Annotated in this window: 19 protein-coding genes and 1 other annotated feature; of the genes, 5 read left to right on the top strand and 14 right to left on the bottom strand. The window is 35.2% G+C overall.

Going from position 1 to position 15,029, the window contains the following annotated elements; all coding sequences use genetic code 11:
* Nucleotides 1-176: 176 nt before the first annotated feature.
* Nucleotides 177-1,121: a ferrochelatase gene (gene hemH / locus RV15_RS08890; RefSeq protein ID WP_071877699.1), complete on the top strand. Its 945-nt coding sequence runs from the start codon at nucleotides 177-179 to the stop codon at nucleotides 1,119-1,121.
* A gap of 63 nt (nucleotides 1,122-1,184) precedes the next feature.
* On the opposite strand, the gene RV15_RS08885 is transcribed toward hemH, so the two are convergent.
* From RV15_RS08885 to RV15_RS08855, 8 genes are all read right to left on the bottom strand, one after another.
* Nucleotides 1,185-1,733, bottom strand: coding sequence for a hypothetical protein (locus RV15_RS08885; RefSeq protein ID WP_071877698.1), 549 nt, complete (start codon nucleotides 1,731-1,733; stop codon nucleotides 1,185-1,187).
* A gap of 208 nt (nucleotides 1,734-1,941) precedes the next feature.
* Entirely contained in the window at nucleotides 1,942-2,793 is an 852-nt protein-coding gene (locus RV15_RS08880; protein WP_071877697.1) for a MetQ/NlpA family ABC transporter substrate-binding protein, read from the bottom strand.
* A 35-nt stretch (nucleotides 2,794-2,828) separates the two neighbouring features.
* Nucleotides 2,829-3,458, bottom strand: a complete 630-nt coding sequence (locus RV15_RS08875; RefSeq protein ID WP_071877795.1) for a methionine ABC transporter permease — start codon at nucleotides 3,456-3,458, stop codon at nucleotides 2,829-2,831.
* Between the two features lie 49 nt (nucleotides 3,459-3,507).
* Nucleotides 3,508-4,545, bottom strand: a complete 1,038-nt coding sequence (locus RV15_RS08870) for a methionine ABC transporter ATP-binding protein (protein WP_071877696.1) — start codon at nucleotides 4,543-4,545, stop codon at nucleotides 3,508-3,510.
* A 74-nt stretch (nucleotides 4,546-4,619) separates the two neighbouring features.
* Nucleotides 4,620-4,769 (bottom strand): hypothetical protein, encoded by a 150-nt coding sequence (locus RV15_RS18720; RefSeq protein WP_167364087.1) that lies wholly within the window; start codon nucleotides 4,767-4,769, stop codon nucleotides 4,620-4,622.
* 164 nt (nucleotides 4,770-4,933) lie between these two features.
* Nucleotides 4,934-5,178: a binding site (T-box leader), on the bottom strand.
* 48 nt (nucleotides 5,179-5,226) lie between these two features.
* On the bottom strand, nucleotides 5,227-5,562 hold the full coding sequence (locus tag RV15_RS08865; RefSeq protein ID WP_071877695.1) for a glycine cleavage system H family protein: 336 nt from the start codon (nucleotides 5,560-5,562) through the stop codon (nucleotides 5,227-5,229).
* Nucleotides 5,562-5,918, bottom strand: coding sequence for an arsenate reductase family protein (locus RV15_RS08860; RefSeq protein WP_071877794.1), 357 nt, complete (start codon nucleotides 5,916-5,918; stop codon nucleotides 5,562-5,564). The genes RV15_RS08865 and RV15_RS08860 overlap by 1 nt, the downstream gene beginning before the upstream one ends.
* A gap of 18 nt (nucleotides 5,919-5,936) precedes the next feature.
* On the bottom strand, nucleotides 5,937-7,121 hold the full coding sequence (locus tag RV15_RS08855) for an FtsW/RodA/SpoVE family cell cycle protein (protein WP_071877694.1): 1,185 nt from the start codon (nucleotides 7,119-7,121) through the stop codon (nucleotides 5,937-5,939).
* A gap of 509 nt (nucleotides 7,122-7,630) precedes the next feature.
* On the opposite strand from RV15_RS08855, the gene RV15_RS08850 reads away from it, so the two are divergent.
* Nucleotides 7,631-8,236, top strand: a complete 606-nt coding sequence (locus tag RV15_RS08850) for a hypothetical protein (protein WP_071877693.1) — start codon at nucleotides 7,631-7,633, stop codon at nucleotides 8,234-8,236.
* 63 nt (nucleotides 8,237-8,299) lie between these two features.
* Nucleotides 8,300-8,803 carry a hypothetical protein gene (locus tag RV15_RS08845; protein WP_071877692.1) on the top strand — a complete coding sequence of 168 codons (504 nt, stop codon included), beginning with the start codon at nucleotides 8,300-8,302 and terminating at the stop codon, nucleotides 8,801-8,803.
* Between the two features lie 104 nt (nucleotides 8,804-8,907).
* Here the strand turns inward: RV15_RS08845 and RV15_RS08840 are convergent, their stop codons facing one another.
* From RV15_RS08840 to RV15_RS19170, 6 genes are all read right to left on the bottom strand, one after another.
* Nucleotides 8,908-9,093 carry a hypothetical protein gene (locus tag RV15_RS08840; protein ID WP_025868563.1) on the bottom strand — a complete coding sequence of 62 codons (186 nt, stop codon included), beginning with the start codon at nucleotides 9,091-9,093 and terminating at the stop codon, nucleotides 8,908-8,910.
* Between the two features lie 1,367 nt (nucleotides 9,094-10,460).
* A complete protein-coding gene (locus tag RV15_RS08830) occupies nucleotides 10,461-10,808 on the bottom strand; it encodes a hypothetical protein (RefSeq protein ID WP_071877690.1) in 348 nt (115 codons plus the stop codon).
* A gap of 252 nt (nucleotides 10,809-11,060) precedes the next feature.
* Nucleotides 11,061-11,561 carry an N-acetylmuramoyl-L-alanine amidase gene (locus RV15_RS08825; RefSeq protein ID WP_071877689.1) on the bottom strand — a complete coding sequence of 167 codons (501 nt, stop codon included), beginning with the start codon at nucleotides 11,559-11,561 and terminating at the stop codon, nucleotides 11,061-11,063.
* A 626-nt stretch (nucleotides 11,562-12,187) separates the two neighbouring features.
* Complete coding sequence (locus RV15_RS18530; RefSeq protein ID WP_083429140.1) at nucleotides 12,188-12,385, bottom strand: ArpU family phage packaging/lysis transcriptional regulator; 198 nt, start codon at nucleotides 12,383-12,385, stop codon at nucleotides 12,188-12,190.
* A gap of 945 nt (nucleotides 12,386-13,330) precedes the next feature.
* A complete protein-coding gene (locus RV15_RS18865) occupies nucleotides 13,331-13,489 on the bottom strand; it encodes a hypothetical protein (RefSeq protein WP_217265809.1) in 159 nt (52 codons plus the stop codon).
* Complete coding sequence (locus RV15_RS19170; RefSeq protein ID WP_425429314.1) at nucleotides 13,486-13,599, bottom strand: YopX family protein; 114 nt, start codon at nucleotides 13,597-13,599, stop codon at nucleotides 13,486-13,488. The genes RV15_RS18865 and RV15_RS19170 overlap by 4 nt, the downstream gene beginning before the upstream one ends.
* A 163-nt stretch (nucleotides 13,600-13,762) precedes the next feature.
* Between RV15_RS19170 and RV15_RS19165 the strand changes: the two genes are divergently transcribed.
* Both RV15_RS19165 and RV15_RS08810 read left to right on the top strand, forming a co-directional pair.
* Nucleotides 13,763-14,068 carry a tyrosine-type recombinase/integrase gene (locus RV15_RS19165; protein ID WP_083429145.1) on the top strand — a complete coding sequence of 102 codons (306 nt, stop codon included), beginning with the start codon at nucleotides 13,763-13,765 and terminating at the stop codon, nucleotides 14,066-14,068.
* 204 nt (nucleotides 14,069-14,272) lie between these two features.
* The coding region (locus RV15_RS08810; RefSeq protein WP_139243001.1) for a transposase at nucleotides 14,273-15,029 on the top strand (757 nt) is incomplete at its 3' end.

The following is a 15,029-nucleotide window of genomic DNA, read 5'->3' as shown; positions in this document are numbered from 1 at the left end:
CAATTATTTCATATCCTTTTAACAACTGCAATCTGAATCTGGCTTCTCAAAACAGAATAATTCGTTTTTTGATTTTCCTTGTTAAGTGTGAGATAATTTACCACGATTTCGGAATAAAAATTTGACTAGAACAAAATCATTCGTTTTGTCCCAGCCAGCCAAAGAGAGGTCTTTTTATGTCTAAAAAAGGAATCGTCATCGTCAATCTTGGTACGCCGGATAAACCAGAAACCAAAGAAGTTCGAACATACCTTAAACGTTTTTTGGGAGATAAGCGTGTCATTGATACAAATCGTTTTATTTGGTTACCCGTGTTACACGGTATTATTTTACGCACTCGACCTAAAAAATCTGCTGCTTTGTACCAACAGGTTTGGCAAGAATCAGGTTCTCCTTTACTAATCTATACGAAGTCCCAAGCGGAGCAATTACAAGCTCGTTTTCCTGATTATGTCGTGCGTTATGCCATGAGCTATAGCCAGCCTTTGATTCCGGAGGTGTTAAAAGAAATGCATGATCTAGGGGTCACTGATTTAACGATTATTCCCTTGTATCCCCAATATTCAACGACGACCACTGCACCTATTTTCGATGAAGTGGCTAAGTTTTATTTGAACGCTGAAGCTATTCCTAGTTTGCACTTTATTCAATCATTTTATGATCAACCATTATATATCGATGCTTTATCTGAACAAATCAAACAAGCTTTACAGGCCCAACCGATTGATAAAATTGTTTTTTCTTATCATGGTATCCCGCTTTCTTATATTGAAAAAGGAGATCCTTACTTAGATCATTGTCAAAAGACAACACAAGCGGTGATGGAGAGGGTCGGAGATATTTCTTTTATCAGCACCTTCCAGTCAAAATTTGGCCCAGCTGAATGGCTGACTCCTGCAACAGATCAAACCTTGAAAGAATTGCCTAAACAGGGGGTTAAGAATATTTTGATTCTAACTCCTGGATTTGTTTCGGATTGTTTAGAAACAATTGAAGAAATCGAAAAAGAGAATTATGGTTATTTTATGGAAAATGGTGGCGAACATTTTCACTATATTCATCCGTTTAATGCTGATCCGATTTTCGTGGATATTTTAGAACAGCTTATAAATACTAATTAGTTAGATAAAAAAAGACTTGATATCTCTCTGTTCAGTAGAGATATCAAGTCTTTTGGTTGTTAACTATTGTAGGTTCAATGAGATATAAGAAGGTTCGATAATTACTTTCGACATATTTTCTACATTAGGTAGCACTGTCCAATTTGGAACGATACTACGATTTGCTCTTACAAATAAAACCGTTCCCCCATAAAGACCTTCATTAATTGACATCGTTGTTTTGTACACTGGAGCCAGACCATTCACTTTTTCAATGTTAAAGCTCCAAATTTTTGTATCGCCATTAAAATAAGATTCAGCAGGTGAATATGTCCCTACGAAATCAAAAATACGATCTTTTACGACGTAGGCAGCTTGAATACTATTTGTATCTGCCGTTACATGTGCATATTGAACTTCACCTGAATAATCAGCGTAGCTCATGCCTGTGCTATTACTTCCATTATAAACACCTGAATTAATTCTCTTCCACGCACCATTAGCATTAAATGTAAACGTCGCACCCTGATCCAAATCAAAGCTTTGTGCCTCAGCTTTCGAGCTATTTGCACCAACAGCAAAACAAACAGCAAACAATGTCATACAGATCAAAATAATTCTACTTTTTTTCATTCGTTCCATCTCCTTATATATAAATTACTTCTCAACATTAACATAATTATGTTTATTTTTCAACACATTGTTAATTATTATTATTTTTTAAAATTAAATACCTTACAAAAAATAGATCTTTTTTGTAAGGTATATTGACTCAAATAGTAAATAAAAAAAACTGAAAACAGCTGTTGTTCCAGCCACTTTCAGTTTCTACTATAACGTTTTATTTATCTACAGGTTTTACAGATCCATCCCATTTTTCAAGGATCCAATCTTGAATGTCTTTACTGTGTAATGCATCTACTAATTTTTTGATTTTATCACTGTCTTTATCTTCTGAGCGGACAGCTACGATATTTACATACGGAGAGTTGTCTTTTTCTAATAATAATGAGTCTTTCAATGGATTCAAGCCGGCACCGTAAGCAAAGTTAGCATTGATAGCCACGAGATCAGCTTCATCATTATTATAAGTCGTTGTTAAAACTTCAGGGTTAATATTATGGATGAATTTTAAGTTTTTAGGATTTTTGTCAATATCTTCAAATGTCGCAGTTTCTAAATCAACACCCTCTTTAACTGTTACCAAATCAGCATCTTGTAAAATCGTAATAATACGACCCCAATCAGATTCTGAATTTGAGGTAATGACCGTTGCACCCTCTTTTAAGTCTTTGATATCTTTGATTCGTTTTGAGTAAAGACCCATTGGCTCAATATGGATACCACCAGCGTTAGCAAAATCATACTTGTTTTCTTTGACTTGTAAATTAAAGTAAGGAATATGCTGGAAGTAATTCGCATCGATATCGCCTTCAGCTAAGTTTTTATTAGGTAAAATATAATCATCGAATTGAACGATTTCCAAATCGACACCTTCTTTTTTAAGGATTGGTTTCACTTGCTCTAAAATCTCAGCATGAGGTGAAGCGGATGCGCCAACCTTTAAGACTGAGGATTCTTTATCAGATCTCGCTGACTTACTATCGTCTGTTTTGTCTTTTGCTCCACCACAAGCGACTAATCCAAACGTAACAACTGCTAATGCTGCTAAACCGAATAATTTCTTTTTCATATTTATTTCCTCCAATTGTTTTCTATTTTGAATGTTTATCGTTTATCAGAACGTTTGACTAATTGATCACCGACAAACTGAATGATAAACACAATAACCAAGATTAACACTGTTGCAACTAATGTAACGGTATTATTGTTGCGGCTAAATCCTTCTTGATAAGCTAAACCACCAAGACCGCCACCACCGATGATTCCTGCCATTGCAGTAAAACCAATCATCGTAATTGTCGTAAGCGTCACACCCGATAGTAACGCTGGGGTGCTTTCTGGAATCAGTACTTTAAAGATTTTTTGGATTCTAGAAGCGCCCATCGCATCTGCGGCTTCTAACACGCCACTATCTACTTCACGAAAGGCAATTTCAACTAATCGTGCATAGAACGGTGCCGCTGATACAATCAATGATGGAATGGCTGCTTTAGCACCGATTCCCGTACCAACCAGTTTTCTTGAAAAATCCATCAACAAGATAATCAATACGATATAAGGGATCGAACGAAAAATATTGCTGACGACTGATAAAATACTATAACAAATTTTAGCAAAAGGGGATTTGTTCCGGCTTAAGCTATATAATAATAAACCTAATAAAAAACCAAAAATAATAACAAAAATCATCGCAACGACCGTCATAAACAACGTATCGATCGCCGCCTGTTGCATTGATTCCGGATTCACTCGGCTAAAGTTCAAATATTTCTCTGCAAATGTTTCATTCGCCACGGTGAATCACCTCCAAACCAACTTCTTTTTCTTTGAAAAACGTCAATGCTTTTTCTACTTCACTTGCCGTTCCAGTAATCATAACGGTTAATGTTCCAAATGCGCCTTCTTTGGCTTGCTGAACTTGTCCTTGAACCACATTGATATCTACCGCGAATTTACGAATTGCTTGTGAGATCACAGGTTCATTGGCATTATCACCACTAAATTGCAGCGCTGCGACAAGTCCTGTTGGATTTTCTTTGATCAGTTCCTGTAATAACTCTTCTGTGTCTTCTTTTGGTTCTAATTCTTGTTGAACAAAGCGTTTTGTGACAGCTTGTTTAGGGTGTCTAAAGACTTCTAAAACATCGCCTTCTTCCACGATTTGACCAAGTTCCATTACAGCAACTTTGTTACAAATCTTACGAATGACATGCATTTCGTGGGTAATCAATACAATCGTCAAATTCAACGTTTTATTGATTTCTAACAGCAGATCCAGCACTTCATCCGTTGTTTGTGGGTCTAATGCGCTCGTTGCTTCGTCACAAAGTAAGATTTCAGGATTATTAGCTAAGGCTCTGGCAATCCCCACACGCTGTTTTTGTCCACCAGATAATTGACTTGGGTAAGCCTCGCCACGACCTTCTAAACCAACTAAACTTAAAAGTTCTTGTGCACGTTCCATTCTTACATTCTTTGGAACATTCGCTAATTCTAAAGGTAACATGATATTTTCTAAAACTGTTCGCGACCATAATAAGTTGAAATGTTGAAAGATCATCCCAATTTTTTTACGAAATTGACGTAGCTCTCGGTTCGCCATTTGTGCTACATTCTGTCCTTGGATGATGACTTCTCCGGCTGTTGGCAGTTCTAAACCGTTTAATAAACGAACTAAAGTGCTTTTCCCTGCCCCAGAATAGCCGACAATACCATAAATATCACCCTGATCGACTGTTAGTGAAACATCTTTAACAGCTGTTACTTGTCCGCTTTTACCGGAAAATTGTTTTTGTACATGGTGCAATTCGATTAGAGGCATTTTGTCCCCTCCACTTTCTTTGGTTTTGCTTCTTTTTTATTATACTACATGGTTTGCGCTGTGTTGTGAAATAATTACAGATTCTTTTTATCATCTGGCTCGCTTATTTCTTGTGCTACTCGTCTACCTTTTATTGACGTGGTAACTTGATAGTGACTTACTAGTATGGAAACTTCTCTCACTTCGCTCGCCAAGTACTGTTCAACATCTACTCTGGCACGCATACTTCTTGTGCTACTCGTCTACCTTTTATTGACGTGATAACTTGATCGTGACTCACTAGTACGGAAACTTCTCTCACTAGGTTCGCCAAGTACTGTTCAACATCAGTTTACTTTGTAAACTGTGTTGAACATGCAAAAAGCCTCCGCCCCTGTCATTGATCTGACATAAGGACGAAAGCTTGTCTTTCGTGTTACCACCTTGATTTACCATTATTTCACAATAATAGCCTTATACAGTACTTGAATTCGCATACTGTCGTGCTGTAACGGGCACGCCCGTAATAAGTTCACCTCTGCTCACTTATTCCGCTCAAAGACCATCTTCCATCTCAATCATGTTACCCATTTTCAGCGAACAAGGCTCTCTTCAAACACTTTCGATATGTACTCTTCTTTTCAAAGCTTTTACTTTTATTGATGAAATTATAGCAATATCCAAATCGCTTGTCAATTATTATTACGCTTGGTTCAATTCTGCTTCATCAACATCTGTTAAAATTGCGATCCAAGCATTGGTTTGATCTGCATCATCTAATACGCTGGGATCTTGTTCGGCCGCTTCATTAATAGCTACAATCGTTCCGCTGATTGGCGTACTAAATTCACTTACAGCTTTTTCAGCTTCCAATTCGATCAGTGAATCTCCTTTTTGCAGTGTTTGACCGACCTTTGGCATTGTTGCAAAAGTAATCGTACCTAAATCTTCTTGTGCTTCATTGGTTAACCCGATTTTATAACCATCACTCGTTTTTAAAACCCATAAACTGTCGATTATTTTCAATTCTTCAGCCATTAGTTAATAGCTCCTTCATAATCAGATTCTTTAAATCCGTTTGCTAAAAATTGATCTCCTTTAACAAAAATCGGACGTTTGATCAACATACCGTCAGTCGCTAATAATTCACTTGCTTCTTTGATTGAAAAATCATTGACTTTATCTTTCAACCCTTGTTCTCTATAACGAATACCGCTTGTATTAAAGAAACGGCGAACGGGTAAATCACTTTGCTCCATCCAGCTTGCTAATTGTTTTGCAGTTGGCGGATTTTCAATCATATCGATCGTTTCGTATTTTACCTGTTTAGCATCTAACCAAGCCTTTGCTTTCTTACAAGTTGAACATTTTGGATACCAGAAAAATGTGTACATTTTAACGCCTTCTTCCATTTAATATTCTTCGATCGTTGCTTCTTTTTGATATTTCATAGACATAATCAAGCCCACACCTAGCATGTTTCCTAAAATCGAGGAGCCACCTTGACTGATAAACGGCAACGGAATCCCAGTTAATGGTAATAATCCGATATTGGCGCCGATATTCTCAAATACGTGGAATAAAATCATCATGATAATCCCCGTTGCGATATAAGCATAAAATTCATTGTTTGTATCAAAACAAACACGGATCATGCGGTAAATCAAGATAAAGTAAAGCAAAATGATGAAACAGCCACCAATAAAGCCATAATTTTCTCCGACAACAGTGAATATCATATCTGATTCTCTCACTGGCACATACACATCACTGACATTGAACCCTTTACCAAACAGACCGCCAGAGCCAATAGCAATCAAAGCCAAAGCTGGTTGCTGTGACCGATCTGGATCGTGGTGAAATGGCTTCATCCATAAATCGATCCGTTCAAATTGATACGGTTTAAACCCAACTGAATAAAGAAATTCACGCCCTGAAGTTGTTGTTACAAGGTAGATGGTTCCTGCACCAATCAAGAGTGCAATTAAAAATGTTGGTAAAATAATTTTCCAGGAAATGCCTGACATTAAGAATACACCGCCGAAAATTGCAAGGAAAACTAGCATTGTTCCAAAATCATCTTGTAGTAAAATCAGGATGATCACAGGCATCGTGACTAATAGCATTTTACCAATCAGCCAAAAGTCTGATTTTATTGTGCGATTGACATTCTTCACATTATGCATTGTTACAACATAAGCCAACATTAAAATAAACGCGACCTTCATTAATTCAGAAGGCTGAAATGTCGTTCCACCGATACTGATCCAGTTTTTAGAACCTGTTTGTGCTTCCAGAAAAGGATCATAAAATTTTAACAAGAGCCCCATCATGACCAAACCTATTGCATAGAAAATCGGTGTTAAACGCCATAGTAATTTTGAGCTAAAATTCATAACAACAACAATGCTAACACCGCCGACTAAATACCAAAGTCCTTGTTTCATCAGCATATTGCCTATCTCTGGACGCATCGGGTCATTACTTAAAGCAACATATAATGACAGTATACCGATGATCGAAAGGAGAAATACAGGTAAAATCACACCATAGTCAATTCTATTATCTAAATTACGCATTAGTTTATTTTTATTCATTCGTCATCCCTTTTCCTTAAATCATACGCTTTTTATTATAACTTTCTATAAGAAGAAAAGAAAGTATAGACTGGATGATTTTGGAAAAACTTTAGAGAATAGCAACGACTTGCTTTTTTCACTACCAAGGCAAAAAAGATCGATCAAGTCAAAAATAAAGCGAATGAGTGAATTTTTATTTTAGTCTTTTTTAGATTTGAAAAATCGTTAGCTTCTATCATTTAAGCAATTATTTCAATTTACAATAGTAAATTTATTTTAAATAAATCTATAATTCAACTAATTTCGACTAATTATTAAGATAAACTTAAGAAGCAAACTTTAATGTTACAGAAAAATGTTTTTACATTACAATTATTACATAATAATTACAGAGAGTGAAAAATGGAAATTGGTTTGATCCGTTAAACTCAGGAGCCTATATTTGACTATTCACTAGGTACCTAATGATTTTTATTTGTTAGAAATTAATGTTTATACTTAAGTAAATGTTGGGAGGTGAAATAAAAATGAAAAAAGCAGTTGGTCTTATTCTGATCTTATTATTTATAGCTGGATGTTCAAAACAATCAACTGATACTACAACAAAAGAAACTAGCTACACTTCAACAAGTAGCACTCATAGTGCCTCTTCAGTTGAAAAGAAACAAACGAAAAGCGATACTTCAACTGCAAAAATCAGCACTTCCAACAGCACCGAGACGACTCAAACAACAAGTGTAGAGTCGACTAAATCATCAAGCTCAGCTCCAGCTGAACAAGAGAATGCTCAATCATTTGATCTCGTTAGTTATCTTACAGCAAACTACCCGATCACCGGCGCACATTATACCGCTTCTGAAGATTCCTTTAATAAAGAAACAGGTCGTAAGGAGTATTCCGTAACAATCTTACCAGATACAATCGAAAGTGATCAAACGATTACTGGGTCTTTTAAAGAAGATCATGGCGTAAGTGGGATGTCAGCAGCCGTGATAGATGCTGCAAACCGATTAATAGCTGATTTACCAAAAGTTGATACTTCACTGCATATTCATCATGTAGCTTGGATTTCGTATGATGGTAGTTACGACTTAATGCTCGTTCAAGATCGCGCTCAAGACACACTTAAATAGATAAATGACTAATTTACCAGCCACTTACTCATAAAAATAACCCTGTTAGGAAGGTAAGTTAAAATGAAAAAAATTATGATGCTTATTACGATCTTATTATTTACGGCAGGATGTACCAAGCAAACAACCGATTCCACAAAAAAAACGTCAGATAGCTCAACTACAGCAATCAGTTCTACGTCCGTTTCTTCGTCTAGTGCGTCTGCTGCTCCAACGTCGACTGAAAAACCCGTTGAAGCCACAGTGCCCTCAGAACCAGCAAAAGAAACAACTGAGCAATCTGTATCCGTATCTGAACAACCAAGCGATACCACTCCTCAAAGTTTAAGAGGAACATGGGTAGGAAATAATGGCGAACAAGATCTTGAAGTAACTATCACTGCAAACTCGATCATTACTAACGGACAAACCTACAAAATAACTAGCTATACTGAAAGCAATAACACGTTCACGCTACTGTGGGATACTACTGACATGGTTTCTTCTGGAAACCCACAACCATTTATCTATACCTACGTTCCAGAGACTGATGGAATGACAAATGGGCTTGATTTCCACAGAAAATAATTATTCCTTAGTGATGTAAAAAAAATAGTGACGTTTAAGAAACTGTAGTCAGTTTTTTAAACGTCACTATTTTTTTACTGATTTTTACTATTAATGATGAAAAACTATTTTACAATATCCAATACTTTTTCATAAGCCTCGATTTGAGCATATAAACGTTGGACTTGCAGTTCATTTTCAATATAGTTGATAGAGTTACCTAAGTTTTCTTGACGTTTATCCTCTAAACGTTCGACTTCTTTCTTAGCTTCATTAGCTAATTTTGTGATTGTATCGACTTTTTCTGACATGATGCATTCCTCCTATATACTTAGTTATAAATCCAGTTTAGGCTTTTTTTTGAAAATACACAAAGATTATGTACGGATTCTCTTTAATGGGGGAAAAACGATAAAAAAACTCAATACCTTCAGTCAAGATGGTTTTGAATCTTCGCTCGATTCGAATTAACTATTTTTAAGGGAATTATCCTTAAGTAATTTCTGAATAAAATATCTTATTTCTTAATTGCCTACTATTGTTCAATTATCAGAAGTATAAAGCTTTATTCATATTATTTTTTATAATCGGCAGACCACAGATTAAAATTATAAGTATACCATTCAAAATTAAAGATAGTTCTTCATATTTGAAGACCTGCGTCATATACTCCAATTGTAAAATAGTCAACTAAAAAATTTTAGCCTTTTTTAACTGACATTTCTTAAAACATTCCCCATCCATCTGCAGCAATAGTTACATAGCGTTATTTTTTTACGTAATTTCCTCTCAATTATCCTTAACAATGAAGTTTCCAATGACCTAATTATATCCCTCTTTTAGTGCCTTATAGTTTCTAATAATATACAAATCACTTTTAGAAGCCTCTTATATTTAACTATTAAAGTACCATGAACAGCTATACGAAAAGTCAAAACAGACAATCAAAGATTATTTTCTTAGAGATATAATGTGATCGATTACGTACAGTTTTAGTACATACTAAAAGCCCGTCACACCAATGTCTAAGAACATTGATATATCAAGTTTTATCGCAATGCCAGCTGTAGGAATCGAACCTACGACCTATGCGTCACGAGTTTTTTCTATACGTTATTTTTTAATAAAGAAACGAGTAATATCGACCATTTCAATCTTTATAATATCGCATTAAATCAAACGTATTTTGACGTACTACCCACACTTGTACCCACAAACAAATTCTAAATACGTTATTTAATAAAAAATGAAAACTATCTTATTCTAGATAAAGAGGAACGATAGTTCGTATAATATTCCCAAGGTGATTAAAATGAGATATGTTAAAACCGTACATTTAAAAGAACATATACGACCAGTACAATATTTTTACTCGTTGCATCTCATGCCCTTTCGGAAAGCATCTTCCAAACGCCTGAACATCGAAGGAACGATTTACAATCTGCGGTCCCTTTCCCAAGATAAACAAAAGAGATTATTTAGCAGTTTTCCCCTTGAAAAAATCGATCATTTTATCGTTTTGGAATATACAGATCCGCATCAATATTTGACTTTATCAAGTAAAAAGGTTTATAAGAAGATAGACTTTAATTAGAATTGCGGAATTGTGTGATAAAAGTGTATATAAATAAACCTACCTCATATTAAGGTAGGTTTATTTATCCAAATGACTACGAATTTACCATACCCAGCCTGAAACGTATCCTGATATACTTCCGCTATAGGTTACATTTCCAATACCAGTTCCAGAAGGTCTGTGAGATATATTTAATGAACCCGAGAGATTGCCAGAAAGACCACCTTGAAAGACATGTCTACTTACAAAAATTGTTTGAGGGGGATTCGCAAGGTCAACCCAACGAGTTTCGCTCACCCATTGACTGGCATACCTAGAAGTGAATCCATAAGTACTGACGTTTGAATAAGTTTCAGTTTCAGCTGCATCTACCTCACTGCTATTACCCAAAAGACCGACACCTAATACCGAGAAACCGACAACACATAAAATCGCATAAATTTTTTTCATGTTAACATCTCCTTCTCTTTATTTAGTAACTGTTAACATACTCATTGTAATATTAATAATACTATAAGTACATTGGTTTTAATTGGATATTTATTGATTTTAATCACATACGGTATATAAATCAAGTTAATTGTGAAGGCTTTTTCTTTACACAAAAATACCGACCGGTTAGGGTCGGCGTTTTATATGGAAACAACTATTCTAACTCTTTATTCTTTACAGAGTCATTTTTTACCAGATGACTAAGTTAATCTATTCTTCGTTCACTCTTTTTATAATTTCAGGTAGGCGAGGAATCAAAGACGGTCCTGGACATTGGGTAGTAGCTGACGAATTTCCTTCCGCACATTGATGCCCTACTATTTCCATTTTCCTACCATAGCGTTGATTGATATCTTTAATCAATTTTACCAAGGAATCCACTGTTTCATCGCTAACTTCCCAATCTGGTTCTTTAGTAATATCACAATTTTCAATACCTATAGAGTATCCATTTGCTGCTCGTGCATGCCAAGCCTTTTTCTCTTCCCCAACATACGCTCGAATTTCTCCTTTAGGACCAATACCATAATGAGCTGAGGCTTCTCTTTCTCGCCACACTTCTGGAACACCATCATAATTTGTCATAGCCATATGATGTATTACAACTGTCGTAATTTCTTTTCCGTCCCTACTGCTCCATCGTTCATCTCCAGGATTCGCAAAGCTTTCGAACTCATAAGGTGTTGCTAACGGGCTAATTACTGGTTCCATGTCTTTATCCTCCTTAAAATTTTTTGTATGATAGTACAGTTTTAATATAGCACAATACTCTATGAAATTCCTGTCAAATATCTGTCGAAGTTCTCCCAATGTAAACCACCCACAGGCAAGAATGTAAATTATCGAGGAGATGGTATCACATCTTTTTATAATTTATTTGTTGTCTACCTGTGAGTGCCTTAAACCATCCGCAACAATGATCACTCTTTTAAATTGGGAAAGATAGTTGTGTAATTGTTTGCTTTGGATGGTTTATTCAATTTGTTGATACTACCATAATACAACGGATTTCGAACTCAAAACCCTACTATTTTCCTAAAAAAGCCTATTTTTTAAAAGCTAATAAATTACCACTTCTATAAGCTTCAGCAAATTCGATTAACGCTAATGATTTTAGTTTCTCGTTATTTTTAATACTGTAAGTGATCTCTTGGATTGATCCTAATTTATTCTCTTTGTAAACTCTGATCATTCGACTCAGTTTCACAGTGCTACAAGGGTTGACGACTAAATATGAGTAGTACAGTATATCTCTTGATACATCAGATAAAGATTTCAACGCACTGACGACAGCCTGTAGCTTTTATTGAGACTGCTTGGCTGAGTCTATATGATACTTAGATACCAAACTTAAGTTTAATCATCTTTCTCTCAAGCTTGTTTGTATTACTAGTGTTTCGAGGCATATCCGTTATTACTGGTGACTCCAAACTAACAGAGATACCGCTCATACGTTGCCAACTTCTACATTTTTTTAAGGTTGATCGTGCATTGTCTTTAGTCTGCTTATAATCAAGCTCTGGTATCAATGTCATTACCTCCCTCCTGTATTATTTACTTTCTAACTTTGTATAAAGCCGATGAATTGAAATTGTTATAAAATGATATTGGTTTTGACAATCATTTATTTAGTGATATAGTGAAAGTTGAAAGAAGGTTAGTATATGACTAAAAAGAAAGCCAATATTGGAATTATCATTTCTTCTTCTTTTCTGATGTTTTTCTTTTTCTTTTCACTTTACACATCTAATTGGAGATTTTTGATTACTTCAAGTCCTACACTTGGTCTGTTTTTTTATTACCTTGCCAATAGATTGAAGACACCATCTCATAAACAATAAACAAAATATTATTTTGCAAGCGTTAGTCTAAATTGTTAACGCTTTTTTGTTTTCTTGTCGCTTTTGGGTTTAACTTTCTGTCACACATCGGACAATATTTAGCCGAGATTATAACTTCGTCGTTAAAATATTCGCTTTCTGTACATAATCTCAATTGGTTATCTATAATATACACATGTACAAACGTTTCATCTTCGTACTCTAAGTCTATTCAAGCTAAATCTTTTTCTTTCTCGCAATACTCACACATCAGCTATCACCTGCTTTTTTGAACATTTCTCTAAAGATTGCCATCAATACTGCCTTAACAATTGAGTTACCAGCTTATTTATATAATTGACTATTGCTACACACAGCTTGAGCTGAGTTATTTCTTTCTGAATTATCAGAAAATTCAAATTATATATTGACATTATTTCACATAGTGTTATTATTAAATTACATTAAATATTTATTACATTATTAAAGGAGTGATTTTATGACCGTGGCTTTGGTAGTTATTTGCTTATTGATTCCAATAGTTTGTTATTAGTAAATCTAAATTTACGGAAGGAGTGATTTTAATGTTTGAACTATTTTATGTTTATCTGCCAAACTTTTTAAGACCATAAAACACCTTACAGTTCAAACGCTTAGTCGTTAGTCTTTTTTATTCCGCCAATTTAGTAATTCTGTATTTGCGTGGATGTTGCCTTGTACTTCCCGATGCTTATTCAAATCTTTGTAATTTCCCCAAAGCATACAATCTTCGTCGTATTCTAAATCAATGAGTAAAAAGGCTCCGTTTTTGGAAATCACTTTATATATACTTGCGCCGTTAGATCCGCTATACCTGATATAGTCCCCTCATAAATCTCCACACCATTTTTGTCTTTTAGTCCGAGGAAAAAACACTTTGACTTTAAAATAATAAAAATGTTTTGAACAACGAATTGTTTTAAACGATAAAAGTTATATGAGAGTCGATGGTTTAAAAGTTGGCGATTAGCGAATTTTAGATGTTTCTAACGATTATTTAAAATTTATGAATAATTATATTCAAACTAATGAAAAGCTCGTGAGCAACTTAATATCGACCCAAAACATAAATATATTTTTGGATCAGTAGACGGGAATTTTGAGAGGCAGACTTCGCTTTATCGTAATTTTAGAAGATTTTTAGAAAAGAATGAATTACGACTTATTAGGTTTCATGACCTAAGGCATACGACTGCCTCTTTTCTTTTAAGCGATCCAAACATTACTATTAAAACTGTCCAGGAACACTTAGGACACCAAGACTACCGCACTACAGCAAACATCTACTCTCACGCTTTAGAAGAATCAAAAAAAGCAGCCAGCTGCAAATTCGGTTCCTTGCTGAACAAAAACGGTTAATTGTTATTTTATATTTTTTACGCATTTTGTGTCCATGAACGTGCCCATAAAATAAAAAAATCGGCTCTATAATATATTGTGTTGGTGGAAATCAAAAAAGATTTTCTACCAGCACTTTTTTAAGCATTTAAACAACAAAAAGGAACAACTAACTGATAAAATGAAATCGACAAAAACCACAAATCATCAGAAAGGTTGTTCCCTATGGATAAGAATACCAGATTATTGCTCGGACTTACAGACAAAAACCTCCGGTTTGAAGAAAATTGGTTGGAACAAAGGCAAGTAAAAGGAGTACAAGCTCAAGTGATTAAAGCCAAGCTGACCTATTCACCTACTCATTGCGAGAAATGTGGGAGCCTCAATCATGGACAAATCATCAAAAATGGCAGTCATACAACAACAGCTCAATTGCCTGTTTTTAATGAGCGCTTCACTCTATTAGAACTAAAACGGACACGTTTTCTTTGTCATGCATGTGGTGCTACTTTTCACGCTCATACAGAGCTGATTGAAGAACATCATCACTTATCTAAACAGCTTCAATACCAAATTATGCTTGACTTAAAAAAGAATGTTTCAAGAAAAATGATTGCTCAAAAACACTTTGTTTCAGACATAACAGTCCTTAGAATGATGGAGAGACTATCAAAAAATTATCGAATAAACTGGAACTTCCTCCCTAAAATTCTATGTATCGATGAATTTAAATCCATGAAATCTTGCCAAGGAAGTATGAGCTTTATTTGTGTAGATGGGGAACGGAATCAGTTGTTAGAAGTGCTGGAAGATAGACGACTACACAAATTGACCGCTCATTTCATGCGCTTTACACGTGAAGCTCGGCTACATGTAGCGTATCTCGTAACCGATATGAACGCTAGTTACCATCAACTTCTTCGAACGGTCTTTCCGAATGCTCAATTAGTGACGGATCGCTTTCATATCGTCCAACAAATGA

Origin of the sequence: Enterococcus silesiacus, from assembly GCF_001886225.1 — a bacterium.
Lineage (GTDB): Bacteria > Bacillota > Bacilli > Lactobacillales > Enterococcaceae > Enterococcus_L > Enterococcus_L silesiacus.
Note: the sequence above shows the minus strand (reverse complement) of the source record. Positions and strands in the feature narration are given on the sequence as shown.